This is a genomic window from Lentilitoribacter sp. EG35 (assembly GCF_040784015.1).
In the GTDB taxonomy this organism is placed as follows: domain Bacteria; phylum Pseudomonadota; class Alphaproteobacteria; order Rhizobiales; family Rhizobiaceae; genus Lentilitoribacter.
This window is the reverse complement of the sequence record NZ_JBFNGQ010000005.1, coordinates 1-22,864: the sequence shown is the minus strand read 5'-3', so window position 1 is coordinate 22,864 and position 22,864 is coordinate 1. Positions and strand designations below refer to the sequence as shown.

Annotated in this window: 24 protein-coding genes and 1 pseudogene; 18 read left to right on the top strand and 7 right to left on the bottom strand. The window is 44.5% G+C overall.

Annotation, left to right across the window (positions count from 1 at the left end):
- The 3 genes and pseudogenes from AB2J24_RS10200 to AB2J24_RS10190 all read left to right on the top strand — a co-directional run bounded on the left by AB2J24_RS10200 (position 1) and on the right by AB2J24_RS10190 (position 2,252).
- The gene (locus tag AB2J24_RS10200; RefSeq protein ID WP_162653761.1) at positions 1-249 is read left to right on the top strand and encodes a zinc-finger domain-containing protein; all 249 of its coding nucleotides are present in this window, start codon (positions 1-3) and stop codon (positions 247-249) included.
- Positions 250-280: 31 nt separating this feature from the next.
- Positions 281-1,486 carry an FAD-dependent oxidoreductase gene (locus AB2J24_RS10195; RefSeq protein ID WP_367385409.1) on the top strand — a complete coding sequence of 402 codons (1,206 nt, stop codon included), beginning with the start codon at positions 281-283 and terminating at the stop codon, positions 1,484-1,486.
- A pseudogene (locus AB2J24_RS10190) lies at positions 1,461-2,252 on the top strand (heparan-alpha-glucosaminide N-acetyltransferase). Before AB2J24_RS10195 ends, AB2J24_RS10190 begins: the two are co-directional and overlap by 26 nt.
- A gap of 50 nt (positions 2,253-2,302) precedes the next feature.
- On the opposite strand, the gene AB2J24_RS10185 reads toward AB2J24_RS10190, so the two are convergent.
- Positions 2,303-3,079 carry a class I SAM-dependent methyltransferase gene (locus AB2J24_RS10185; RefSeq protein WP_367385408.1) on the bottom strand — a complete coding sequence of 259 codons (777 nt, stop codon included), beginning with the start codon at positions 3,077-3,079 and terminating at the stop codon, positions 2,303-2,305.
- A gap of 47 nt (positions 3,080-3,126) precedes the next feature.
- Here AB2J24_RS10185 and AB2J24_RS10180 point away from each other — a divergent pair, with 47 nt between their 5' ends.
- The 3 genes from AB2J24_RS10180 (at position 3,127) to AB2J24_RS10170 (ending at position 6,440) form a co-directional block, all read left to right on the top strand.
- A complete protein-coding gene (locus tag AB2J24_RS10180; RefSeq protein ID WP_367385407.1) occupies positions 3,127-4,326 on the top strand; it encodes an MFS transporter in 1,200 nt (399 codons plus the stop codon).
- A 254-nt stretch (positions 4,327-4,580) separates the two neighbouring features.
- Positions 4,581-5,792: a GTP-binding protein gene (locus AB2J24_RS10175; RefSeq protein WP_367385406.1), complete on the top strand. Its 1,212-nt coding sequence runs from the start codon at positions 4,581-4,583 to the stop codon at positions 5,790-5,792.
- Between the two features lie 12 nt (positions 5,793-5,804).
- Positions 5,805-6,440: a DUF1826 domain-containing protein gene (locus AB2J24_RS10170; RefSeq protein ID WP_367385405.1), complete on the top strand. Its 636-nt coding sequence runs from the start codon at positions 5,805-5,807 to the stop codon at positions 6,438-6,440.
- 184 nt (positions 6,441-6,624) lie between these two features.
- Here the strand turns inward: AB2J24_RS10170 and AB2J24_RS10165 are convergent, their stop codons facing one another.
- Positions 6,625-7,599: an MBL fold metallo-hydrolase gene (locus AB2J24_RS10165; protein WP_367385404.1), complete on the bottom strand. Its 975-nt coding sequence runs from the start codon at positions 7,597-7,599 to the stop codon at positions 6,625-6,627.
- A gap of 117 nt (positions 7,600-7,716) precedes the next feature.
- On the opposite strand from AB2J24_RS10165, the gene AB2J24_RS10160 reads away from it, so the two are divergent.
- Positions 7,717-8,649 carry a LysR family transcriptional regulator gene (locus tag AB2J24_RS10160; protein WP_367385403.1) on the top strand — a complete coding sequence of 311 codons (933 nt, stop codon included), beginning with the start codon at positions 7,717-7,719 and terminating at the stop codon, positions 8,647-8,649.
- Positions 8,646-8,777 (top strand): DUF1826 domain-containing protein, encoded by a 132-nt coding sequence (locus tag AB2J24_RS10155; protein WP_367385548.1) that lies wholly within the window; start codon positions 8,646-8,648, stop codon positions 8,775-8,777. The genes AB2J24_RS10160 and AB2J24_RS10155 overlap by 4 nt, the downstream gene beginning before the upstream one ends.
- Positions 8,778-8,859: 82 nt before the next feature.
- Here the strand turns inward: AB2J24_RS10155 and AB2J24_RS10150 are convergent, their stop codons facing one another.
- The gene (locus AB2J24_RS10150) at positions 8,860-9,750 is read right to left on the bottom strand and encodes a LysR family transcriptional regulator (RefSeq protein WP_367385402.1); all 891 of its coding nucleotides are present in this window, start codon (positions 9,748-9,750) and stop codon (positions 8,860-8,862) included.
- Between the two features lie 125 nt (positions 9,751-9,875).
- Between AB2J24_RS10150 and AB2J24_RS10145 the strand changes: the two genes are divergently transcribed.
- On the top strand, positions 9,876-10,364 hold the full coding sequence (locus AB2J24_RS10145; protein ID WP_367385401.1) for a hypothetical protein: 489 nt from the start codon (positions 9,876-9,878) through the stop codon (positions 10,362-10,364).
- A gap of 130 nt (positions 10,365-10,494) precedes the next feature.
- On the top strand, positions 10,495-11,058 hold the full coding sequence (locus tag AB2J24_RS10140; protein WP_367385400.1) for a hypothetical protein: 564 nt from the start codon (positions 10,495-10,497) through the stop codon (positions 11,056-11,058).
- A 252-nt stretch (positions 11,059-11,310) separates the two neighbouring features.
- On the opposite strand, the gene AB2J24_RS10135 is transcribed toward AB2J24_RS10140, so the two are convergent.
- The 3 genes from AB2J24_RS10135 to AB2J24_RS10125 are packed head-to-tail and all read right to left on the bottom strand — an operon-like array spanning position 11,311 to position 13,069.
- Entirely contained in the window at positions 11,311-12,138 is an 828-nt protein-coding gene (locus tag AB2J24_RS10135; RefSeq protein ID WP_367385399.1) for a DUF2846 domain-containing protein, read from the bottom strand.
- A 39-nt stretch (positions 12,139-12,177) separates the two neighbouring features.
- Positions 12,178-12,690 (bottom strand): hypothetical protein, encoded by a 513-nt coding sequence (locus AB2J24_RS10130; RefSeq protein ID WP_367385398.1) that lies wholly within the window; start codon positions 12,688-12,690, stop codon positions 12,178-12,180.
- Positions 12,683-13,069 carry a hypothetical protein gene (locus AB2J24_RS10125; protein ID WP_367385397.1) on the bottom strand — a complete coding sequence of 129 codons (387 nt, stop codon included), beginning with the start codon at positions 13,067-13,069 and terminating at the stop codon, positions 12,683-12,685. The genes AB2J24_RS10130 and AB2J24_RS10125 overlap by 8 nt, the downstream gene beginning before the upstream one ends.
- A gap of 274 nt (positions 13,070-13,343) precedes the next feature.
- On the opposite strand from AB2J24_RS10125, the gene AB2J24_RS10120 reads away from it, so the two are divergent.
- Entirely contained in the window at positions 13,344-13,964 is a 621-nt protein-coding gene (locus AB2J24_RS10120) for a response regulator (RefSeq protein ID WP_367385396.1), read from the top strand.
- An 18-nt stretch (positions 13,965-13,982) separates the two neighbouring features.
- On the opposite strand, the gene AB2J24_RS10115 is transcribed toward AB2J24_RS10120, so the two are convergent.
- A complete protein-coding gene (locus AB2J24_RS10115; RefSeq protein ID WP_367385395.1) occupies positions 13,983-15,713 on the bottom strand; it encodes a hybrid sensor histidine kinase/response regulator in 1,731 nt (576 codons plus the stop codon).
- Between the two features lie 139 nt (positions 15,714-15,852).
- Between AB2J24_RS10115 and AB2J24_RS10110 the strand changes: the two genes are divergently transcribed.
- The 7 genes from AB2J24_RS10110 to AB2J24_RS10080 all read left to right on the top strand — a co-directional run.
- Entirely contained in the window at positions 15,853-16,143 is a 291-nt protein-coding gene (locus tag AB2J24_RS10110; RefSeq protein ID WP_367385394.1) for a hypothetical protein, read from the top strand.
- Positions 16,144-16,261: 118 nt separating this feature from the next.
- On the top strand, positions 16,262-16,657 hold the full coding sequence (locus AB2J24_RS10105) for a PAN domain-containing protein (RefSeq protein WP_367385393.1): 396 nt from the start codon (positions 16,262-16,264) through the stop codon (positions 16,655-16,657).
- Positions 16,658-16,700: 43 nt separating this feature from the next.
- Positions 16,701-17,156 (top strand): hypothetical protein, encoded by a 456-nt coding sequence (locus AB2J24_RS10100; protein WP_367385392.1) that lies wholly within the window; start codon positions 16,701-16,703, stop codon positions 17,154-17,156.
- Positions 17,157-17,255: 99 nt separating this feature from the next.
- Entirely contained in the window at positions 17,256-21,113 is a 3,858-nt protein-coding gene (locus AB2J24_RS10095; protein ID WP_367385391.1) for an NADase-type glycan-binding domain-containing protein, read from the top strand.
- 35 nt (positions 21,114-21,148) lie between these two features.
- A complete protein-coding gene (locus tag AB2J24_RS10090) occupies positions 21,149-21,664 on the top strand; it encodes a hypothetical protein (RefSeq protein ID WP_367385390.1) in 516 nt (171 codons plus the stop codon).
- Positions 21,665-21,693: 29 nt separating this feature from the next.
- Positions 21,694-22,200, top strand: a complete 507-nt coding sequence (locus tag AB2J24_RS10085; RefSeq protein WP_367385389.1) for a hypothetical protein — start codon at positions 21,694-21,696, stop codon at positions 22,198-22,200.
- A 153-nt stretch (positions 22,201-22,353) separates the two neighbouring features.
- On the top strand, positions 22,354-22,864 hold a 511-nt coding region (locus tag AB2J24_RS10080; RefSeq protein ID WP_367385388.1), incomplete at its 3' end, for a transposase.

The following is a 22,864-nucleotide window of genomic DNA, read 5'->3' as shown; positions in this document are numbered from 1 at the left end:
ATGGCTGGCCATAAAATGCCTTATTTCCACAACAGTGCAGGTTACCCGTCTATCGATATCGGTACGAAAAAATTTATGTGCGTGGGCGCAAAGCCACCTTTTGATCACCCCCATGAATATTTAGAAATGGGTGATGATACTGAAATTGTGTGTCCATACTGCTCAACTTTATACAGATACCGCTCAAACTTGGGCCATGAAGACACAGCACCTTTTGGCTGCTTATGGGAAGACCGAGAAAACGCCTAACCCGCTGCGGCACAACACAAAGCCTTGAAAAATGTCATCAACTGACAATATTCCACCCCGTCCAAACACGCCTTTAGTGGCTATAATTGGTGCGGGTATTGCAGGACTATGTACAGCTATCGCCTTTGCTAAATTTGGCGCAAAAGTCGTCATCTTTGAAAAGGCGGATGAACTAGGCGAAGTTGGCGCAAGCCTTCAGCTTTCCCCCAATGCAACGCATATTCTTACTGATCTTGGCCTATTGCCAGCGTTGCAAAAACACTGGATTGAACCGCAATCAATCTGCATGACAGATGGTGTATCGCTTAAACCAATAAAAACATTGCCAATAGCAAGACTGAGTCGAGATGAATGGCATGCACCTTATGCACTCATGCGACGCACTGATTTGCAACGTGAACTGCTAAATGCCGTACGAGATATGCCGAATTGCGAATTGCGACTGTCATCTGAGCTAAATTTTGCAAACATCGAGTCACTTCAGACAGATATTGAGCAACGTCTAGAACAAAAGCCTGATTTGGTTATTGGTGCTGATGGCGTTTGGTCTGATACCCGCAGCATTCTACCCAATGGGGCTGGTGTAGATTATACTGGCTATGTTGCATGGCGGTTCATGACCGATACCAAAGCGCGCACGCACATGCCAACCAACATCAATAACAGCAGCAACATTATGCTAATGATGAATGGTGACGGGCATATCGCGCTTTATCCATCGGACCAATATGAACAAAGTAACATTGTCTTTGTTACCGAGCATCTGGGCGACCCGCATGTTACACCCGATTTTGATGCTATGCTTTTGTCCATGTCACTTAACCCTGCAACGGTAAGAATGCTTAAATCTTCCGATCATCTCGGCTGTTGGACAATTAATCATGTTGCCGAGGGCGCCTGGACAAATGGCGCGAATATAGCCCTTATCGGCGATGCCGCTCACGCTATGTCGCCTTTTATGGCGCAAGGAGCTGCTATGGCAATTGAAGATGCCTATGTGTTGGCAAATCTTATCTGCAATTCAGGACAGGCGGTCTCTCAGGGTCTTCAACAATATGAAATGCGACGTAAGGCACGCGTGGACAAAGTTCGAACCCGGGCCATGACCAACCGCATCGCCTATCATGCGAGAGGGCCAATTCGTGCAGCTCGCAATATGGTATTATCATTAAAATCACCTGAAAGCCTATGCCGCGATTTAGACTGGCTTTATGGCTGGAAAGCTGAGCGTGAGTGATATGCAAGCGCACCAACCTGTGGAATCTGGCAAAATAAGATCCCGCATATTGGCGCTTGATTTTGCGCGTGGCATCGCCATTATCGCAATGGCGGTCTTTCATTTCACATGGGATTTGGAGTTTTTTGGCTTCGTAGAACGTGGTCTTACGCTTACAATCGAATGGAAAAGCTTCGCGCGCTCCATTGCAACAAGCTTTTTGTTTCTGGCAGGATTTAGCCTTGTCCTGGGACATGGGAAAGCCATTCGTATTCGGTCATTTATAAAACGCTTCGCAATGGTCGCAGGCGCTGCTGCGATTATCTCAATTGCAACCTATCAAGCCATGCCACAGGCACCGATATTTTTTGGCATATTGCATTCTATTGCAACCGCAAGCGTTATTGGCCTGTTTTTTCTGCGTTTACCCGCGATTATCTTGGTTTTAACGGCAATTGCGGTCATTATCGCACCGTTTTACTTGAGATCAGAGTTTTTCGATGCCCCTTTGCTCTGGTGGGTAGGTTTAAATGCCAACATCCCAATATCCAATGATTATGTACCAATATTGCCATAGTTTGCGCCATTTCTGCTTGGAATGGCATTTGCAAAATACATTGTTGATCGTGATTTTTTTAGTACGGTCAAGCAGTGGAATAACAATAATTTTGCCATACGGTTACTCGCATTCCTAGGGCGACACAGCCTCATCACATATCTACTACATCAACCAATTTTGCTGGGAATTGTCTGGGCATACTCTAAGTTAGTTTTCGGTTTGATCTAAAATAGATCATTCATTCAAGCGCAAAGCGCTACAATGCACTTAAATATCTGCTATGCATCTTTCATCAATCGAATGATTATTTCGGGACTGTCAGCTACCAACGGTTCTCGTTGCCAATTCCCGAAGACCTCCAATAATTTTAACCCGTACTTAGTCGCTATGCATTTTAGTTCATCAAATTCCATAAAACGTAAAGTGCTTTGAGAGGTCAATGTTCCGAGCTGATCATTAAAACTATATCTTTCCTTAAAAGTCACTAAATCGTCTTTAACCTCCAGAAGCTCGTGAACCACTTGAACCGATCGGTCTCCTCCTAGAGCAATCGGTCGAGTGGCATGTTCGGGTGTCCAACGAAGCCAGCTTTTGGCCGCAGGATTGCGCGTTTCTAACCAGAATGCCCCACCAATGCGTAGGCGTTTCTCGACTGCATTAAAAAGCGTAAAAACCTGGGTATCATCTAGAAGACATTGAAAGGCATGACCAGTCATAATTGCAACATCAAATTTACTGTTGCTAACCAAATCAGAAACGAGACCCGTAACCCACTCTACTGAGCCATGAGTATCTTTCTGCGCGGCTCTGGCGACCATCTGAGGCGCGGGGTCGATAGCAGTGACCATATATCCACGCTGTGCTAGATCAAGCGCAAATGTACCCGTACCGCAACCGACGTCTAAGACAGTAGCTGGAGCAATTGGCAATTCCCCAATATAAAAATCAAAATCTTCGCGCGATGTATTTATTGCATCATAGACTTCAACAATGTCAGTGTTATGATACAGCGCGTCCATCCCTGACAGTTTAAATGTTGAACGGCCGTTTTGCAACTAAGATCAATATTGCAGTTCGATCGATTTCAAGGCAGTTTCTCGGTATGTATCCACAAGCCCTTAAAAATATTGAACTCAGAAAACTCTTTATCGCACAGCTACCTGCAGATTTTTCTGACTGGCTGGATTTTGTGGCGATTGGAGCATTGTTGGCGTTCGTATGGGATGCACCTAGCTTTGCCTATGCAGCTTTGGCAGTCGGTCTAGGTGCTCCATATTTGGTAATAGGGCCTTTCGCGGGTGTGTTTGTAGATCGCTGGTCTATCAAGTCAGTTCTGATTTACAGCAATCTTGGCAGAGCGATCGTCACCGGTACATTTTTCTTTGCGGGAGATTGGACTACACTGATCGTGCTGGTGACAGTGCGCAGCTCCGTAGACTGTTTCTTTACCCCCGCCAAACAGGCCGCGATTCAGGCACTGACTACAAAAGAAAACAGAACCTCCGCGAATGGCCTGAGCCACGGCATTAATCAAGCCTCCAAAATTGTTGCACCAAGTGCTGGAGGTGCATTTTTGATATGGTTCGCACCCGATGTGATCTTTATTCTCAATTCAATAATTTCAGCATCCGCCGCAGCTTTTGCGCTACGCCTCAACAAGATTGAACGCAAGTCTTTTCAAGATGAGAATAGTTCAGACAGTGTGTTAACGGGTGTCAAGAATGGAATGGCTATTGTCCGGCAAAGCCCTGTGATAAAAACGGCCCTCTTCATGATGGCTATAAGCTATTTCGCCATCTTCATCTATGACACTTTCATTGCACCTCTAACCCGTAACTTGAACTTTGAGCAGCAGCATTTGGGTTATGCACTTGCTGCGGTTGGGATAGGTGGTGTATGCGGATCAATGCTTTTTTCTTTACTTCCTAATGTGAAATACCCGCAATACTGGGTTGCCGCTGGCGCAACTTTGTCTGCTATTATTCTCTTGATTCTTGGAACATTTGATTCAAGCAATGCGGATATGAGTACTGTACTTTTAATCAGTCTTTTTCTAACGTTGGGCTTTGCAACTGCAATGTCAGTCGTACCGGTGCGCATAGTGCTACAAAACACAGTGCCAGAAGAACGAATGGGATCGGTCACTGCGTTGAGCGAGGCGGCAAACACGACGGCTTTGCTATCGGCACCATTTTTAGGTGCAGTTTTAGTGGATACGTTTTCGGTAGGTGTTCCTTTCATTGTTGGCGGGATAGTCATATTCATTGTCGCAATCATTGCTTTACGGTTAAAACTGGATTGATCGATCAAGGCAGGGCTGCCACCACCCGATAGTGTTATCTTTATCTGCTTTGTGCAAACTAGCGACAATATCAGATAAGCCTGATCGCCGCAGCTACTCAGATCTGACTTAAATTTGTCGAATTAAAGCATCAAAACCGTTAACCCGTAAAACAATGAACAGAAATTTTAGTTCATACAACAAAGGCAGTTGCATTTATCCGGTAATCATCATAGTTATGTAATAACATTACATAGTTTTATTGGAGATACCCCTTGTCTGATGCTCGCCTTCCCGTCACAGTTTTGTCTGGTTTTCTCGGCGCTGGAAAAACCACGCTTCTCAACCGCGTTTTAAACAATCGCGATGGTCGCCGCGTGGCGGTTATTGTCAATGACATGTCAGAAGTGAACATCGATGCCGACCTTGTCCGTGCTGATACAGAACTAAGCCGGACCGATGAAACGCTTGTGGAAATGTCCAATGGCTGCATCTGCTGCACACTCCGAGATGACCTGTTGGATGAAGTTCGTAAATTAGCGTCCGAGGGTCGTTTTGACTATCTGCTCATTGAATCAACCGGCATATCAGAGCCCCTGCCCGTTGCGGCTACATTTGAATTCCGCGATGAAAATGGCCAAAGCCTCTCGGATGTTTCGCGCCTTGATACGATGGTGACCGTGGTTGATGCGGTTAATCTGCTCAAGGGTTTCTCATCTCATGATTTCTTAAAAGACCATGGCGAGTCGCTTGGTGAAGAAGATGACCGCACGCTGGTACACTTGCTGACTGACCAGATCGAATTTGCGGATATTGTTATTTTGAACAAAATTAGCGACGCTGGACCGGAACGCGTGGACGCGGCCCGCAAAATCATCCGTAGTTTGAACGCCGATGCCAAGATTATTGAGACCAACCATTCCGATGTGGATGCGAAGGCCATTCTCGATACCGGAATGTTTGACTTTGACAAGGCGCATGAACATCCAATGTGGGCGAAAGAGCTTTATGGTTTTGCCGATCACGTGCCGGAAACCGAAGAATATGGCGTTGCCTCCTATGTATATCGTGCCCGGCAGCCTTTCGTGCCAGAAAAGATCGGAAACTTACTAAACGGTTCATTGCCCGGTGTTATTCGCGCCAAGGGGCATTTCTGGATTGCTTCACGCCACGAATGGGTTGCCGAGTTTTCACTCGCAGGCGCACTTTCATCAGTATCGCCTTTGGGCCAATGGTGGGCAACCGTACCAGAGGCCAACAGGCCAACCCATGAAACCGCTGTCGCTTACATGAAAGCCCATTGGCAGGAGCCATGGGGCGATCGACGTCAGGAAATTGTCTTCATTGGTGCCGGCATTGATTGGCCAGCGCTCAAGGCCCGTCTGGATGATTGTCTGGTGCCTGTTTCGGAAGCGACCTCACTGGATGATCTTAAAAACTATCCCGATCCCTTCCCCGCCTGGCGGCGCGCGGATCAAGCGGCATAGGTCTCAAACGCTATGAATTTTATTTGCGAAGAAATCATTGAACACGCCAAAGGCGTGGTCATTGCCAGGGAGCCGCAAGACCTGATCGCTATTCGCGAGCACAATTGTGCGGCAACCCTGTGGAAACGGAAGTTTCAGTCCGATTTCCAAACCTGGATCGACCAACTTCCGCCAGAAAACCTGCCGGAGGGCCGGCTGATACTGCCGCAGAACCGCATTGCCGATGCTGTGCATCAATTGTGCGAAATTGCCGGAACCCCGGAAGGTTCGACGTGTGATATGCTGGTCAACGACATCGATGCCTTGGCGCAACTTTTCTCCGCGCTCATGGGGACAGAATATTTGCGCTTGCGGCTGGAAAAGGTGACAGACAACGCCTGCAGAAAGTTTCATAAAGACGCGATCACAGCCCGCCTGGTCTGCACCTATCGCGGCCAGGGAACGCAATATGGAACCTCGTTAGAAGGTGATGAGCCGCAGCAGATTTTCAACGTGCCCACTGGTGCACCAATCCTGCTGCGTGGAACCCTTTGGCCTGAAACACCAGAATCCGGCCTGCTGCATCGATCTCCCCCGATTGAAGGCACGGGCGAAACACGTTTACTTCTGGTTCTCGACCCCGTTTCTGATCCTGAGAATGATGTGTGATTGGAACGTTTTACTGCCAGCTATTAAAATATCTCACTGGTGTCGATGACTGCTATTGGTCTTCTCGAGAACGAATTGCATGTTAACACCGCTTGGAAATGGAAGGCTTCAAAGGCAGAAGGTTCAGAAACAAAATCGCTTGTTAGGTTATGGTCACCCGTTTAATATCGGGTGACCAATTTTATTATAGTGAATAATCATAGGCTGCTGGTACAAAATCATACCCATTTGCAGTTTGATCCACATAACCAAAGCCAGGAAACTCCAAATGTGCACCCGTTACCGGCACTCTATCCGCTGCTGCCATATCTAACATTCTGGCGCGTGTTTTAGCTGTCTGCGCGGGGTCCATATCAAAGGCAATCAGCCATTCGGGATTATTGAATTGTAATCGCGGCAGATGAATCAGATCTCCCCAAAATAACAGGTCCTCACCAGCATCATGTAAATGGAAACCAACATGCCCAGGCGTATGTCCTGGCATGAACTTGGCCTGAATGCCTGGCAATACCTCTGCATCATTATCGAAAGTTCTTAATCTGTCTTTATAAGGCTCTGTCAAATCACGCGCGATCTGCACGAAGGGTTGAACCTGACTAGGCAGACCATCTGCAGCTGAGCCATGCCAAAAATCCCATTCGGTAGAATTGACAACAATTTCCGCATTTGGGAACAACCGTTTTTTATCCGCACTAAGCCCGCCAATATGATCAGGATGAAGGTGGGTTAAAAGAACAGTATCAATCTCAGTCACATCGATGCCTGCTTGTTTTAGTGCCGCATGGTATCCTCCTGTCTTGGGTGAAAATCCAGGCAGCGTGCCTGTGTCTATGGCAATCTTCCGCTCACCGGTGTCAATGACATGACCAAGAACCGGTAGTGGTCGTGTACTCTCAAAAGCAGGCAGATGCTGCTGTTTTAGCGTTTTATTCGCTTTATCTTGATCAAACCCAACAATTAAATCTTGCCCGACATCAATGGTGCCATCCAATAGAACAGTTATCTCTGCCGATCCAACGCGACGCTTAGCATAGGAGGGTATCGCCCCTGCATCTAGACCAACCTCATGGGCAGAAAGCAGATTGGGACGCACGATAAAAGGCGCAGCAAGGGCAGCAGTCCCCCCCATGCCAAGAAAGTTTCTTCGATTAATGTTCATAAGCATCTCCTATGGATTTTTCTGGAATAATTAGTTGATTCATACTATATCCAATAAATCAGCTCGGCATAGGAGGTTTCATCTTATGTCTCCCATAAGTAATACTTAGAGGATTATATGGATCGCCTTGGATATTTTGAGAGTTTTCTAGAAGTACTGGATCAAGGCTCCCTTAGTGCCGCTGCCCGAGTTCGGGGTATTAGCCAACCGGCAATTAGTCAACAAATGGCTGCATTGGAGGCTGATTTTGGAACTCCTTTGCTCCAGAGAAGCGCTACTGGCACCACTGCGACACGGGCAGGCCGGATTATCTCGCGGCATGCGGCGGAACTTGTGACCACACACAGACGAATGCGAGCAGACATCTCTGCCCTGTCAACGACACCAGGAGGTGAGATACGCATTAGTATCAGCAGGGTCATGGCCGAAAACCCTGTTGGGATTGCGTTGCAAAAACTGCATGGAGCTTATCCAAATTTGCAGCTGATGGTTAAAGTTGAAGATCGGCTCGTGGATATCGTCGATGAGGGGTATGATCTTGCACTACGCACAGGCGAGATTGGCAATTCTGATGCTATCGTGCGCAAAATCGGCCAGTTCGAAACCGTGCTTGTCGCAGCGCCGTCATATCTAGATCGAAACGGTCGACCAACCGATCATTCAGAAATGGGGCAGCATGCTTTTGTACAATATGCTGATCACCGTGCACATGGTTTTCACACTGTACAGAAGGACGGTGAAGACGCAGAGATTGAATTGGCAACCAAACTGGTTGTCGATACCCCCTCGCACCTGATGAATGCTTTAATTGATGGACTTGGATTTGCCCGTTTACCGCGGGTTTTAGCCAACGACTATATTCAGAAAGGAACATTAGAAGTGATGTTACCTGACTATGTAGTCGAGCCGAAGAATATCTATCTGGTCTATCCCCATCGGCATGCTGTGACTGAGAATATGCGCGTAGTTATTAATGCGATCTATGACGGATTGCATAATTATGGGCGTACACGGGTGATCCGTCACCAAGATTTACAGATGAGTGCATAGATAGAAAGCCAAAGCCTGAAACACCAACATCCGGCCTGTTGCATCGATCTCCCCCGATTGACGGCACGGGCGAAACACGTTTACTTCTGGTTCTTGACCCCGTTTCTGATCCTGAGAATGATGTGTGATCAGAACGTTTTACTGCCAGCTATTATAAAACACCTCATTAGTCTCAATGACTGCTATTGGCCCCAAAGCAATAAAACTTGCCTATACCGTATCACCTTTAATTAGGGCTTCTTGTTTGGTCATTTCTGCTACAAGAAACCTAACAAAGGTCATCACTCGAACTGAAGAACGCAAATCGGGATGGGTCAAAACCCATCCTGGCCGCGTAGAGACAGGTCCAGTTCCGGGAATACGAACCAAGCCATCTAACGAGTCGGCAAAAAAGCATGGAGAAACGATCATCCCCAAACCTTCTTTCGCCGCTTCTGCCTGATCCAGCAAATCAGAAATTTGGTGTTTCACTTCCGCATCCGGGAACGGCCCCTCCGTGATCCACCTGTGGCCGGGATCGATTGTACCCCGCCCAATCCAGTTTGCATTTGTCTTATTGTCTTCAAACCAATGATTGGCGATATATTGCGGTGATGCATATGCGCGTTCCACAAAATCAGGAAGCCGCCGACCTACCAAACTATCATCTGGATTAAACTGGAACCGGAACGCAACGTCAGCCGCGCCCCTCATCAGATCGTCAATTGAATAACTTGTGTTAAGCGAAATCTCAATTCCAGGATATTTTCGCGTGAATGAGGCAAGGTGTGGCATCAACATGTACTGGGACAACAACGGTGGCGATGTCACACGAACCTGGCCTGCAAGTTCCGTATCCAAGCTCTCTGCCTCACGTTGAAAGTCAAGAACCTCACTTTCGACCTGTTCTGCCTTTGTAAAAACCTGTTCGGCAACTGCGGTTGCCAGCAAGCCGTCGCGCGAGCGGGTGAACAACACTGCGCCTAAACTTGTTTCCAAATCGGTTAGGTGTCTTGAAACCGTTGAATGGCTCATCAACAACTCTCCCGCTGCTGCGCGAACAGAACGGCCTCGAAACAGCGCCAGAAATACCTTGATGTCGTTCCAATCCAGTTCGGCCATGCAGGTCCTCCATAGGGGTGGTCGATTATTGCACCATAAACCTCCAAATACCGCAATTCCAATTCATTTTAAATGGACTAAGTTCAACACAACACAAGAACTGGACACTAAGCATGGCGAGCAAAATGAACCGCACAGAATTTAAAGAGATCATAAATACATCAAAGGAGAGAACCTGGGATGTGCTCTTTAACCAGTATGGAGACATCCATATCCACAATCCAACAATGATTAAATCGAACTATTTGAATGAGGGTTCTAAAGGCGAATTAAACGCCGTAAGGCATTGTGAGTTTAGTGAAAAACTGTTCCTGGATGAAAAAATTACTGAAGTGAATGGTACTGATAGCTTCAAAATAGTCGTTACCGAGCATAACCTCCCTTTTGTGAAGGAGATGTCAGCGATTTACGAATTGACAGCCATTGCAGATGAAAAAACCGAGATCAAGATGATCTCATTCAATTCGTTTTCTCCTGATTTCATGAAGTACCTGATGAAGGGGCAAATGGCCAAATCGCTGCTCAAACACTTGTTTGGTCTGAAATATTTCGCAGAAACAGGTAAGATTGTGAACAAGGACAATTACACAGAAGTTCGCAAAAACTACCCGTAAATTCTGATTTCGACCATCGTTTTATGATGCTGACGATGGCCGATCTAACTCCATAAACACTAGGAACCGGCAATTTTGAACCAACTGCCGCCCAACTAGGTATTGCCCTAAAAAAATAAGGAGAACAAATATGACAAAAGAGCTTAATCTGACGGCCGACAGTCTCATTGAGTTTGGCTTTGGTACTGTGAAACCCGAGAAACAAGAATGGATGTATGGCGAATATTTTCCATATATGGCACCAACTATGGCCAAACACGGGCTTTCGATTCTTGCTGGCTTTGGTGTGATTGCGACAAATTTTGCAGGCGGCAACCCGCAGACAGGTAGTTTGGCCAGTTGGCCATCAGCGGATAAGCGCAAAGCACTTCACAACGACCCCAAATTTCTGGCAATTCAACCTGCAAGAGACGCGGCTATGGATTTCCTTACAGGAGGACATCTTTTTGAATCGATGGATGAAGTGATTACACTGAACACTGATAGCGACTATGCCATCATAATCACAGAAGATAGCAATTCGATATCTGATCCGATATTCGCACTTCCTCTCGCTAGCGATAGTCCGGAGCAAACCTATGCGGAAAAATCCCTTATCCTTCGGCCCTGGGGTGATGCTGACGAAGCATTACTGACGTCCTCTTCAGCAGAGAAAGAAGTATTTCGTATCAGGTTTAGCAACTCGGCTAAATAGAGCTCTGTTCATAAGGTCGCATAATCGCATTTTGGGGCAGTAATTGCCCCAAAACGGAGTTTCAATTTGCAAGCAAATATCCGAATTTGTGTACGAGATTGAAGTCACGAACGCCAAAAGAGAGTTCTGCTCAAGAGCCGAAAGCCGAGCTAAAACTATATGACAAGCATCGTTGAAAGTGGCCCAAAGGAGAACATAAACTCAAATTAACATTGAATATTCTCAGAAAACGTGAGGTGGATAGAAATCCTATTATCCTCGTACTCCACCTCCGCCTGTAGGTTTTTTAAGTTCGAAACTTTCACCACGGATCATTTCTTTAATCTTCTCCCAAGCTTTTGTCGCCATGCCGGGAGGGGCGGTAGATTTGGTTGTTTCAGGGATTTGAAATGAAGTTTTTTCTGTTATTTTGATCACGCCCGATCCGGCCAACTCAAGAGTTGCCTGGGACCCCTCTTCTACGTTAATTTTATCTCCCACAAGCAAAGGAAATCCCTGCGTCGCAGGATAAGTTTTAATTCCTCTTTCAACAAACGCCCTCCCGCTTATTGAAAGTACTTTGCTCGAAAATTTAGAAGAAGTTTTGCTGTAATCATTAATAACCGTTACCAGCTTGTATTTGGCGACTTTAGCGCTTGCTTGGCCTGCATTAACTTCCCTGATTTTGACTTTAGATGTGTAGATTGAATCAGGTCCATGCATAAGATAGTACGTGCGGCCAGCTTGAGTATTAATCGAGAAGTCTTCAACACCTTCTGAATAAATTCCAAGGTGGGACTCAGGTGTAAAATTCTTGGTGCCAGCATTGGTCTTAATGGCTATAAACGACCCGTTTTTTAGTGAACCCACCTTTGTTCCATTATACTGAATAGGCCAAGCAGTCGCAGACCCCACAAAGCCGCCTTCGCGATAAACCAGTAAAAACACCTCGTCACCGTTTAGGCTTTTGGTGTTCGTTGAACTTGCAGAGATAATCTGTCTCTTGGCGGCGCTATTTTGCGTTGAAACGACATCAGAAGATTGCCAGGTTGGTGAACAACCGGATAAAATGAAAATAATAATTGGGAGTATGAATTTCATTCGAAAATCCGAATCTTATTTTTAATTCTAGCGTCCTATCTACTGAAAATAGGTGAAATTTATATAACCGATCAATGCGGCTAAGCCGAGAAAACAAGCTATAAATATGATGGGAGCAATTAGTCCCAATAAAAATCCAAACCCCTCTATGAAAGAAATAGGTTTTGCCAGAATATGTCTGGAGCTGTTTTCTTCAGGAGGCAACTCGATTGCGTCTTTAGAAGGCATAAGGGGATAGCGATTGTGTTTTAGCAATTGAGGAACAGTGACGCCCGCAATACAAATTATGCAAAACAATACTATCATATAATCAATAAAATCCGGCTGCCCGACACCAGATAATTGCAAATACGCAATGATACCGATAGCGAAAGTTCCAACGGTGATAAGTACACCGATACTACCAAGCGGGGTGATTTCAACCTTCTTAGCGCAGCTGTCACATTCATAACAAATCACGGAGTTATATCTCTCAAGTTTCCGCTCGATTGGCAGTAATTGTGCTTGTTCGCTGCAAGTGCATTTTCGCGCTTCGTATACTGTTTTATCCATCGCCCAAGTTATTCCTTCTATATTGAGAAATACCGATGATTAACGCCCAAACTAAATCAATGACCCAAATCGTAATACTGAAAATATTGAGAGATAAATTTAATACCATAATAATAGATACACCCATCAATAGAAGTTGAATTATTCCAGTAATTGGCTTCCCCATGTACAAAGTACCAAATCCGGGAAGTATTAAATTGCATATTATCTGAGGAATAATGGCTCTTTCTTTGTACCAGAGGATGCCAACGGCTAGCGCCCACATCAAATCAATGAACCAAATTGCGATACCAAAAGATGTGAGAAATACGGTTAGTACCAAGATAATTGCAAAACACATTAGCAGAAGTTGGATGGTCCCAATAATTGGTTTCCTCATGAATAGAGTCCCAAGTCCTGGGAGAATTAAATTGCATATTATTTGAAGCATAATTTATTATTCTACTTGCCCTGTTTTCGCCATGTCGCACCGTCGCTCGTTTTTCATAGACCAATGATATTTGTTTTCTGCTTCTATATATAGCAAAAAGACACCCATTAGCCATTAGGACATGTGTACTAACCTAGGGCTTGCACAATCGCATTTCGAATTCTATTCTGGCTTCGTGGTGAGGTACTACAGATTATCAATCTGCAGTGGGGGGCGGAATTTAGTGGCTGATAAAATAATTGTGGCGGACGATCATCCGTTATTTCGAGAAGGTATCAGCAGAATTATTCGGCGGATTGTTCCGGGCAACATCGTAGAAGTAGCAGATGCGGCCGCTTTGTGGACGGAAGTCCAGCAAACGCCAGTTCCCACGATATTAATACTGGATTTAATTTTCCCCGGTTTTGAAGGGGCTAAATCGGTATCAGCACTGCGAAAGAAGTACCCCAATACAGCTATCATTGTTATATCTATGAACGATGAAAAATTGACTGCGGAAGAAATTATGGATGCCGGTGCAAATGGGTTTATTTCAAAATCGGTTTCTCCCGATGAAATGGTAAACGCTATCAATCAGATTATCGAGGGTGATTTGGTCATTTGTATTGATTCTCAAGATCAGTTGAATGACCTAGATATTGACTCGGCAATTGACAAACTCGCACCGCGCCACATGGATGTTTTGGTAGGATTGGGACAGGGGAAAACCAATAAAGAAATAGCAAGGGATTTGGATATTTCTCCTTTTACGGTCCGGGCACACGTATCAGCGCTATTTAGAAATTTAGGTGTCTCAACCCGAACTGCCGCAGTTGCGATAGCTGCGCAAAACGGGCTAATTTGATATGCATTTATGGCCAAGTTAGGCGGTTTTCGCGACCATAGCTAGAAGCGTTGATCTTAGTTTGATTGGTGAGGCCGGCTTGAGTAAAGTCCAATAACCAAGTTGTTTTGCTCGTTCTTCAATTTCCGGTGTCATTGTGCCGCTTATCACGACGGTTGGAATAGCCTTGTTAGATTCAGCAGATATTTTCTGTGCAAATTCAATCCCGTCAATCTCTTCATTAAGATGAAAATCTATCAACAGTATGTCCGGTGCGGTGATAGGTGTAATTTTCTCATCAGGTGTTTGGGATTTTGCGTCATAACCCCACTTGCGAAGAAGTGTCGTCAACCCTTCCAGAACCTGTTTATTATCATCGATAATCAATGCAGTTTGGTCATTTACTGGCGGTATAGTGGATTTTTTTATCGCAGCAACGACTTCTATTTTTTTCAAAATTAATTCCAATCCGTCAATTACGACGTGGGTCCCTTTGCCTTCAACCGATTTTAGTTGAACATTCAAACCGAGTAGATCAGCCGTTCTTGCAACAATCGCCAGACCAAGGCCCAGGCCTTCAACGCGCTGGGGACCTAATGGATTTGCACGAACAAACTCATTGAATATTTTGGGTTGCAGACTTTCAGGTATTCCAACACCCTGATCCAGAACGTGGATACTCACATGCCCATCATTTACACGTGCACCCACTAGTATCTTAGAGCCCCGCGCATACTTTACGGAGTTGAAGACAAGGTTTTGTAATATTGATGTCAGGAGTGCTTTATCCGTTTTAACCCATGCTGAGGTGGGAACGGAATTGAGGATAGAACCATATTCCATAGCTTCGGGCTGTGCTTGACGGACAGTTTGTTTGATCACGTCATCCAATGAGAAGACACTTATCTCTGGTTCTAGAGCACCCGATTCCAGTGATGTAATATTTAGAAGAGACTTGAAGAGTTTTGACAGGTTATCGACCGAGGTATCAATTGTGTCCAATATTCGATTGCCTTCCTTGTCCAAAGACTGATCTCTCAAACATTCCGTTAGCAGACCAATAGCGTGGATAGGTTGTCTAAGGTCGTGGTTTGCCTGCGCAAGGAATTGAGTCTTGGCAGTGTTTGCTTCTTCTGCTTCTGCTGCTGCTTGCTGGTATTTTTTTGCAAGGTCAAGATTTTCGGACTTTGTCGCCAAATAGTCCGACAATTCTTCACTTGTATCATTGGCCAAACGGCACAACATACCCATGAAGATAATAACCAACATGCCAAGCAAAATATAATCACCGCCGATTAAAAAGATGCGGATCGCGAGAAACCCAGTAAATGGGATTTCATAAAAATAAAACGAATATTTAAATATTCCAAGTGAACGCGCAGCGGCAGCGGAAGCGCCAGCGACTATCGACATTTGCATCGCGAGATGTGCAGGGTTTTCTACATCCAAACCGATCGATACGAATAACCCCCAACTGATGCCGACCATTGCAAACAGAATATGTAGGTTGCTCTGCCAGCGATCCAGATCGAGACCGTCCCGATCGGAATCATCTATCTGTTTACCCAATTTATATAGAAGAATTGGTGTTCCAAATATTTCCCAAATACCCCAACAGATCAATACCCAAAGGGGCAGAACATCCCACGCCAAATATATCAGTACACATGCCGAGGCTATATGGCCGAAGAATATTTTAGCGGGCGCACGGGCAAACAATTTTGCACGGTCCATAGCAAAGTCAGTGGTCATCAATTTGGATAATTTCATGTCGTATGATCCTGAATGATCGTCAAGAATAGTCCATAGTCAAATCACTTGCACTTAGTACATCTGTACTAATGGACTGAGAGATAAGCACTGCTCATAATGTTCAGATCAATCAAGTACTTCAAAAAAGGTTACATTCATGAAGAAACTTCTCTTATTCACTGCTTTTTTCGCACTTGCAATCAATGTTGTCACTTTCTCTAATGTCACTACAACTGAAGCAGCCTCGATCAGCAATCCAAAATGCGTTAAAGGTCTTCGTGAAGCGCAAAGTAGAGCTGGCTATCAAGCTTTTGCTATGGTTCCAGGCGGCGCTCACTGTGGTTGGACAATTCAAAGCGCCAGTTCACAAGCAGAAGCAAACCGTTCAGCGATGCATTATTGTAAAAGTCGCGGTGGTAGCGCGTGCTACGTTGCCTGGCCAAATTAATATTGCGATGCATATTCAAAACATTTCACCGACGACCAATATCGATCAAAGCCCTGCTCGATGTTAGCTCCTGAGTTAAGTTAAGATGAAACGGCCCCTAAATTAAAGAGGAATTAGTTTGTTAAAATTTTTTGCAGTATTCGCGTTGACGTTACTGACGGCAAACGCATCATTTGCTTGCAGCTGGTCCAACGGTACCGTGCTCGGTGAGTATGGCGGCTTCACATTCTATAGAGGCTTGATCGTTCAAACAGATATGGAGACCGGGAAAAAGTTAACGGCCAATCAAGCTGTAACAGTAAGTAGTCTGGCCGAATGTGCTCAAGTTTGCCTTAATGATCGCAATTGCCAAGGTGTCTCTCACCGGCCAACGTCAAGCGGTCAGTGTCTGACATTTGCAGGTTATGATTTTGAAACAAATCGACATATGAACATATATCTCCACACACAGCAGGGAATTAAGTACAAATCTGCTGCCATAAGAACAAAATTTCAGGGCGATATCTGCCGATAAACTTTTACAGCATTTCAAATTGGCACAAAATGGGGAGTAAATCATGCGTTGGTTTGTGGAGCGGGTCGTACTAACTATACTGGGTGTGCTAGTCATTTGCACCATCGCTCTCGCTAGCGGAGCAGAGGTCGATAAAAAATGGACATATGATGCTGGCATCGGGTTTGAGGGCCAAGCCGCGATTGAAAATGACACTGTTCGATTAGAAGTAGAATGTGGAAATGGCGGAGGTCCATCAATTGCGCTTTCCAGTGAAATCAAATTATCACTTGGGGAGATGCCAATTATCATATTTAAAATTGATGGGAAAAATCATGATGTGGCTTTCCAATGCTTTGCAGACGGTAAGAAATGCGGCAGCTTTGGATTTCCTTCAAGGGAAGTCATTACAGCGCTGCAGCGAGGAAATCAGTTAGAGATCATTGATGTTGGATCATTTTCTCTTAAGGGTTCAAATGCCGCTTTATCGGGGCTTTCTTATTGCTTGGACCCTGCCTAATGTGGTGGCTTTTGTTTCTGCCTGCTAACAGAATAGCATGCTGAATCGGGCTGGTTTTAGAATACAAAATATATTTATAATTTTGTAAGCGAGTTTTTTATGACGTTGATAAGAGCATCTTTTTCTGTGGTTACATTGTTCGCGCTGGTGATCTGGTTTCTCACATCCGCGATGGCTGAAACTCAGGCTCCTCCCACCAATGAGCGCGATAACGAACCAAAAGCACTTAGTCCATTTGAAGGGAAACTAGCTCTGGGGTTTCCTGAAAAGCTTGCAAAAATACCCATGAGCACGGGCAAAGAATTTTACTTCACTATCATGGATAATGGGTTCAAAGGCATACATAAATGGATGGAGGCTCATCCGGAAATGAAAGGCCGCGTTGAGTATTTTGAAAAAGAATCGGAAGCTAAAAGCTCGCACGGTTTTAGTGTTTTCAAAGTAGCCCATGCCATTATGCCGCAAGCAAAGTTTTTGCTGTTAAGAGCACGTAATGAAGAAGAAACCGCCAAAGCTATAGATATTATGCGGAAAAAGGGAAGCTATTTCGCATCTAAGAGCTCAGGAACGCTCAATGCCATGGGTACATACGACCCAAGCAAATATCAAAAATGGCTTAAAGAGCTAGAAAAGCATCAAATAACAATGTTCCTCGCCGCCGCAAATCATCGCGGCAAGAGCCACTCCTTTCGATTTAATGACAGAAATAAAAACGGGTTTATTGAATTTACAGATAACGAGGAAATGCTTGAAGAAAATCCGGTTTTGTTACCGAAAGGCTTTTTTGCGCGTTTCAAACTTTCATGGACACAGTGGCCAAAAAATAAATCAGATATTGAATTGCAATTACTTAAAGATGGCAAAGTTGTTACAAGTCAGAAGTCGGCGATTGATCAGCGACCGTCAATTGTGCTGAATTATAAATCCGACGAAACCGGTCTTTATCATCTGCGCGTAAAAGCAACTCGAGTTTATGGCGCGGACGATTTGAGTTTTGCATTATTTGCAGACAATATTGGTACTTGGAAAGGTGTCTTTAATGGCCGGCAGAGCCTTAGCACAGAAACTCAGTATGAATCACCATTTTTGATTAGTGTGGGGTCTTTTGGGCTAAACCAAAACGGTAGAATTGAACCATCTGTTTTTTCCAGTATTGGAAGTACATATTTGGGGGAAATTTCGCCTCACATCCTTGGCCCTGGTCAAGTCAATCTTGATGGAGAGACTTTGGATGGGACATCGTTTTCCACACCTTACATCGCCGCGCTTTACGCAAATTATGCAACTCAAAACATAAAAAACGTCATTGAGGCAACAAGCGGTCATGAATTTTATCAAGATGGTCTTGTCGCGGCTGAAAAAGGCAGATGGGGAACGCCGCAATTTGGCAAATTGTTTGATAATCGCTGTTCCGGTTCCGAGAAAATTGAAAACCTTAGCTATGAAATTCATGGTGAAATTCTCAAACTCAATTTCGATTTTTCTCGTAATTGTATGGAAAAGCTGGACTATTGGTTACATGTGGAGTTCAAGGGTGAAAAACATCTTACCAGCAAGGTTGTATCCGTTGAGAACGTCACCACGAGAATCAACGAAAAAGTAGTGCCCGTAAAAGGGTGGGTGGCAAAGAAGAGTGAAAGTGTTGATGTAATCGATGAACCCATTACAGTTGAAGTGCCATTAAAATATTTTGCGCGTACCACCAGAGAAAAATCCCTAACCCCTGTCTTTAAAATCTCTACCAGGGCACAGTGGGAACCTTTGTCGCTGCAAGCCAAATTGCGACCAGATTATACAATAATATTGCCCCCATCGGAACCAATGCCAGCAGTTATTGTTGGCATAAAAGCGTTAGAAACCGCAAAGGAAGCTTTGGGAAAAGGCGCTTATCGGGAAGCGGTTGAATTGAGCAAACGCGCACTTGTGGCCAGTGAAGTTACCGGCAATCATAGGGTTAATGCTTATCAGACCCTAATGGATTCATACATTGCTTTGGACGATATGGCGAAATTGTTGGAGGCATCTGACAGTGCAATTAGAGCCGGATTTAACCAATCCAAATTTCTTTTAATTCGGGGTTGGGCAAAGTTCGTATCAGGCGATAAACTTGGTGCAAGCGCAGATTTTAATTCCTGTCTGGATGCAGAGGATAGCGAGGAGTTATACAGCTGCTCCCTCTCGAAATTAATTGCCAACGGGAATTTGGATGAGCGGTCTCTTCAGGAAGTTGCGAATGACCTTGGAAACGATCTAAATACGCTTTCAAAGGAACGCGATATACATGCTCAAAGCCTTGCTATGTTTTTAAACAGGTGGGAGCCGAACAAATTATTAAATAGAGCGAAACAGCTAGGGAAAAATCAGGAAGAGCATGTTTTGAACTTTACGGCTGCATACTTTTATTTAGGTCAGTTGGCATTGTTAAGTGATGATAAATCTGAAGCCAAAGATAGGCTAGAGCAATCAAGTAACTCAGGCGGCATAAATTTGGAACGTGCATTGGCTAGGCATTGGTTGAAGTCGATGCCAGAAGAAAAAGTGATAGCTCAGAAGAAGCCAAAATCGACCATCGATCCGTCGCAGGTCAAGAAAACTAATTTAGCTAAAAAAGCCACAAAAACTGAAACTGCTTCAAAGAGGAGTTATTTTTGCAATTATAATGGTGAAAGTGATCTGGGGGAACGGATTAGTTTTGATTATGATGTGAAAAGAAATACCGTCTTGCTGCAAGAGCACAACAATGGGGGGTACCGACCAAATTTCACGCTTGGTGATGTCATCCAAGAGAATGACCATTTAAACTTTAGTTTAGAATTTTGGAAAAACGGTGTCGTGGTAATGCGAGACGAACATAGTCTTGATCTCACGGGAATGAGCCTAGATTCAAATCGAGACTTCTATAGTGACGGTGGGGAGATTTTTGTCAATGGTCCAACGATTAGAGCAAATTGTGTACTTGTTAATAATTCACAAGTGAGGGAAGACCAAGCTGGTACCGCATCAAAGTCCATAGATAAATTAACGCAGAACTACGTATGCGATTACGGCGGGTTGCTTGACTTCAGTTATGATCCAAAGAGAAATACTATCTTACTTCATGAACATCATGAAGGAAATTATGGTGTCAATTTCACTCTTGGAACTGTTGATCGAGAGGGTGGATTACTGCAATTTGATCTTGAGTTTTGGGATAAGGGTTCAGTGGTTATTCGCGAAAGTCATAGTTTAGAATTGGAGGCGATGACGCTCACAAGCGGCCAAGTTATATATGATGCCGCTGGTGAAGTTGCCGCTGAGGGTAAAACATCAAATACTTTATGTTTAGATGGCTCCGATGCCGCAGAACTTGCGCCAGAGATGGCAACAGACACAAATAACTCGCAAAATATCAAAGCGGATAAATCCAATTCAGATACTAACTCAACATCAGATGCTTCGGATAATCAGCAACCCAACGATAGCCGCGATATTATCTGCCATGTCCATGAAAATCGTGCTGAAGGACCTAAGTCCGCAACATATTGTTTGAACAGTCAGCTTTCTTCTCAAAAAGAGTATACTTATGGTCCGGAAAACCTGGCTCAGGCCGATGGGGCGTGGTGTGAAGGAGACCCCGGTCAGGGTATTGGTGCGAGTGTAGAATTGTCGTTTCAGTCCTATGCTGGCGAAGGTCAGACGCCAGCTTTTGACCGACTGCTCATCTCCAATGGCTATGATAGAACGTCCAAGACGTTCACAGAAAACTCACGTGTTAAGAAAATTGAGATTAAATCACACGACGCGTTTGGTGGGCAAACCTGGGTAAGAACATTGCGTGATGAAACAGGTGTGCAAGAAATTCTTCTTGGAAGTGAAGTTAGCCCATATGGTATTCTGATCACCATTTTAGAAGTGTATCCTGGGCAAAAATATGAAGATACATGTCTTAGTTTCCTAAGTGCCGACTTTGGATTTTAGCAGATTGTGTATGAACAAACTGGAGTTTAATGAATATGCATAATCTAATTAAAGTCTCATTAGTTGTGTTGGCAATAGTTGGCGGCTCATTTGGAGCGCATGCGCAAGAATGGCAAATGCATACCGGTTACGAGGAAAACGGAGCCGAGTTTGCTTCCATGAGCGTACGAGTACATGAATTTGCAATGGAGTTTTATTGCGACGAACATGATTGGCAAGATTACAGATTGGGTGCAAAATTTTATGGCCCGCCGTTGCCTCGATTAAATGGTCTTGACGGCGCAACTGCAAAATTATCGTTTCTTTTCACCTTAAGAGGAGGCGTTCTTGTACGTGAATTGTGGGAACCTCAATATCGAGATGGGGGAGCCCGAGATCAAGTTTGGGTGGGTTCAATTCATGCCGGGAAATCTGAAATAGATGCGCTAGCAGGCGCTTTGAAACTGGACATACTTAATACAGATGGCGAATTGGTGTACAGTTTTCCAACCAAAGGTACGGCTGCGGGTGTCGCGCATATCCGAAAATTTTGCAAAATCGGGCTGGAGTAGTCCTTGGCGCAATCTCTATTGGAGCAAAAATGAAACAACCAGAAGTTCGAATCTGTATGGATTGCGACCAGCCAACTCTGATCCCAGTTTCGCGTGATATCCAAATTTATAGTTCATCCATTCGTTATAAGTGCGAGACTTGCGAAGCCAAAATCGAAATCCAACCGCTCGCCAGCATTGGAGTTTTGATTACAGTAGGTCTACTAGTCCTAGCATTTTGGTGGTACATATTATTTGCTAGATCATCAGATACCGACATCATTGGAACATCAATATACATAGCCGCCGTTCTGGCGTTGGTTTGTATAACTGGTATTCCATTGTTGGCTCATATTATGAATCCGGTGGCTAAGAATCCAGACCGGGAGCTTCCAGATCTAACTGTTAATTCTGAGCATATAGCAAAGAAACTTATCCTGTACTTGGAGAAGTTCGGATTACTCGGCGGTTTGATTGCGCCCTTAATCCTACTATTACTCGCTATGGGCATTGTTTTCATTATCGGTTATATAAATTACACATTTTTCGGTATTTAATTGACGACTATGGACGTGCGTCCGGATAGTATCCATTTCGCTAATTATGGAGAAAGTCTGCTTGTGGCCGATATTGTTGATAAAGTCTGCCATTTGTTTGCCTTGATGGTCTGATTCAATTTGCTCATTGATTTTCATATGGAGAATGAGTTGATGATGGGATTACAAGCTGAACCGGATCAGTTGTTCTATGATTTCTGTTTAGACGATCATGTTCCCGAGGATCATTCACTGCGGAAGATTGATCAGTTTCTTCATTTGGATGATCTGCGCGAGAAATTGAGGCCATTTTACAGTTCAATGGGCCGTCCCTCAATTGATCCAGCCTTGATGATACGAATGCTCATTGTTGGCTATTGTTTTGGTATTCGCTCAGAGCGTCGTCTATGCGAAGAAGTACATCTGAACTTGGCCTATCGTTGGTTTTGCCGTTTGGGTTTGGATGGCAAAGTTCCAGATCATTCTACATTTTCATTGAACCGCCACGGCAGATTTAGAGACAGCGACCTTCTTCGACATCTGTTTGAAAGCACTGTTCAACGTTGTTTAGATGAAGGTTTGGTTGGCGGTGAAAGCTTTGCGGTTGATGCCAGTCTTATTCAAGCTGATGCCAACAAACAAAGGTCATTACCAGCAGATAAATGGAATATTGATAATTTGCCCA

What these genes read in the sequence shown, in the direction of transcription:
- AB2J24_RS10200 (WP_162653761.1), top strand. Translation starts at nt 1, where the DNA reads ATGGCTGGCCATAAAATGCCTTATTTCCACAACAGTGCAGGTTACCCG.
- AB2J24_RS10195 (WP_367385409.1), top strand. Translation starts at nt 281, where the DNA reads ATGTCATCAACTGACAATATTCCACCCCGTCCAAACACGCCTTTAGTG.
- AB2J24_RS10180 (WP_367385407.1), top strand. Translation starts at nt 3,127, where the DNA reads ATGTATCCACAAGCCCTTAAAAATATTGAACTCAGAAAACTCTTTATC.
- AB2J24_RS10170 (WP_367385405.1), top strand. Translation starts at nt 5,805, where the DNA reads ATGAATTTTATTTGCGAAGAAATCATTGAACACGCCAAAGGCGTGGTC.
- AB2J24_RS10165 (WP_367385404.1), bottom strand. Translation starts at nt 7,599, where the DNA reads ATGAACATTAATCGAAGAAACTTTCTTGGCATGGGGGGGACTGCTGCC.
- AB2J24_RS10160 (WP_367385403.1), top strand. Translation starts at nt 7,717, where the DNA reads ATGGATCGCCTTGGATATTTTGAGAGTTTTCTAGAAGTACTGGATCAA.
- AB2J24_RS10150 (WP_367385402.1), bottom strand. Translation starts at nt 9,750, where the DNA reads ATGGCCGAACTGGATTGGAACGACATCAAGGTATTTCTGGCGCTGTTT.
- AB2J24_RS10145 (WP_367385401.1), top strand. Translation starts at nt 9,876, where the DNA reads ATGAACCGCACAGAATTTAAAGAGATCATAAATACATCAAAGGAGAGA.
- AB2J24_RS10140 (WP_367385400.1), top strand. Translation starts at nt 10,495, where the DNA reads ATGACAAAAGAGCTTAATCTGACGGCCGACAGTCTCATTGAGTTTGGC.
- AB2J24_RS10135 (WP_367385399.1), bottom strand. Translation starts at nt 12,138, where the DNA reads ATGAAATTCATACTCCCAATTATTATTTTCATTTTATCCGGTTGTTCA.
- AB2J24_RS10130 (WP_367385398.1), bottom strand. Translation starts at nt 12,690, where the DNA reads ATGGATAAAACAGTATACGAAGCGCGAAAATGCACTTGCAGCGAACAA.
- AB2J24_RS10125 (WP_367385397.1), bottom strand. Translation starts at nt 13,069, where the DNA reads ATGAGGAAACCAATTATTGGGACCATCCAACTTCTGCTAATGTGTTTT.
- AB2J24_RS10115 (WP_367385395.1), bottom strand. Translation starts at nt 15,713, where the DNA reads ATGAAATTATCCAAATTGATGACCACTGACTTTGCTATGGACCGTGCA.
- AB2J24_RS10110 (WP_367385394.1), top strand. Translation starts at nt 15,853, where the DNA reads ATGAAGAAACTTCTCTTATTCACTGCTTTTTTCGCACTTGCAATCAAT.
- AB2J24_RS10100 (WP_367385392.1), top strand. Translation starts at nt 16,701, where the DNA reads ATGCGTTGGTTTGTGGAGCGGGTCGTACTAACTATACTGGGTGTGCTA.
- AB2J24_RS10095 (WP_367385391.1), top strand. Translation starts at nt 17,256, where the DNA reads ATGACGTTGATAAGAGCATCTTTTTCTGTGGTTACATTGTTCGCGCTG.
- AB2J24_RS10090 (WP_367385390.1), top strand. Translation starts at nt 21,149, where the DNA reads ATGCATAATCTAATTAAAGTCTCATTAGTTGTGTTGGCAATAGTTGGC.
- AB2J24_RS10085 (WP_367385389.1), top strand. Translation starts at nt 21,694, where the DNA reads ATGAAACAACCAGAAGTTCGAATCTGTATGGATTGCGACCAGCCAACT.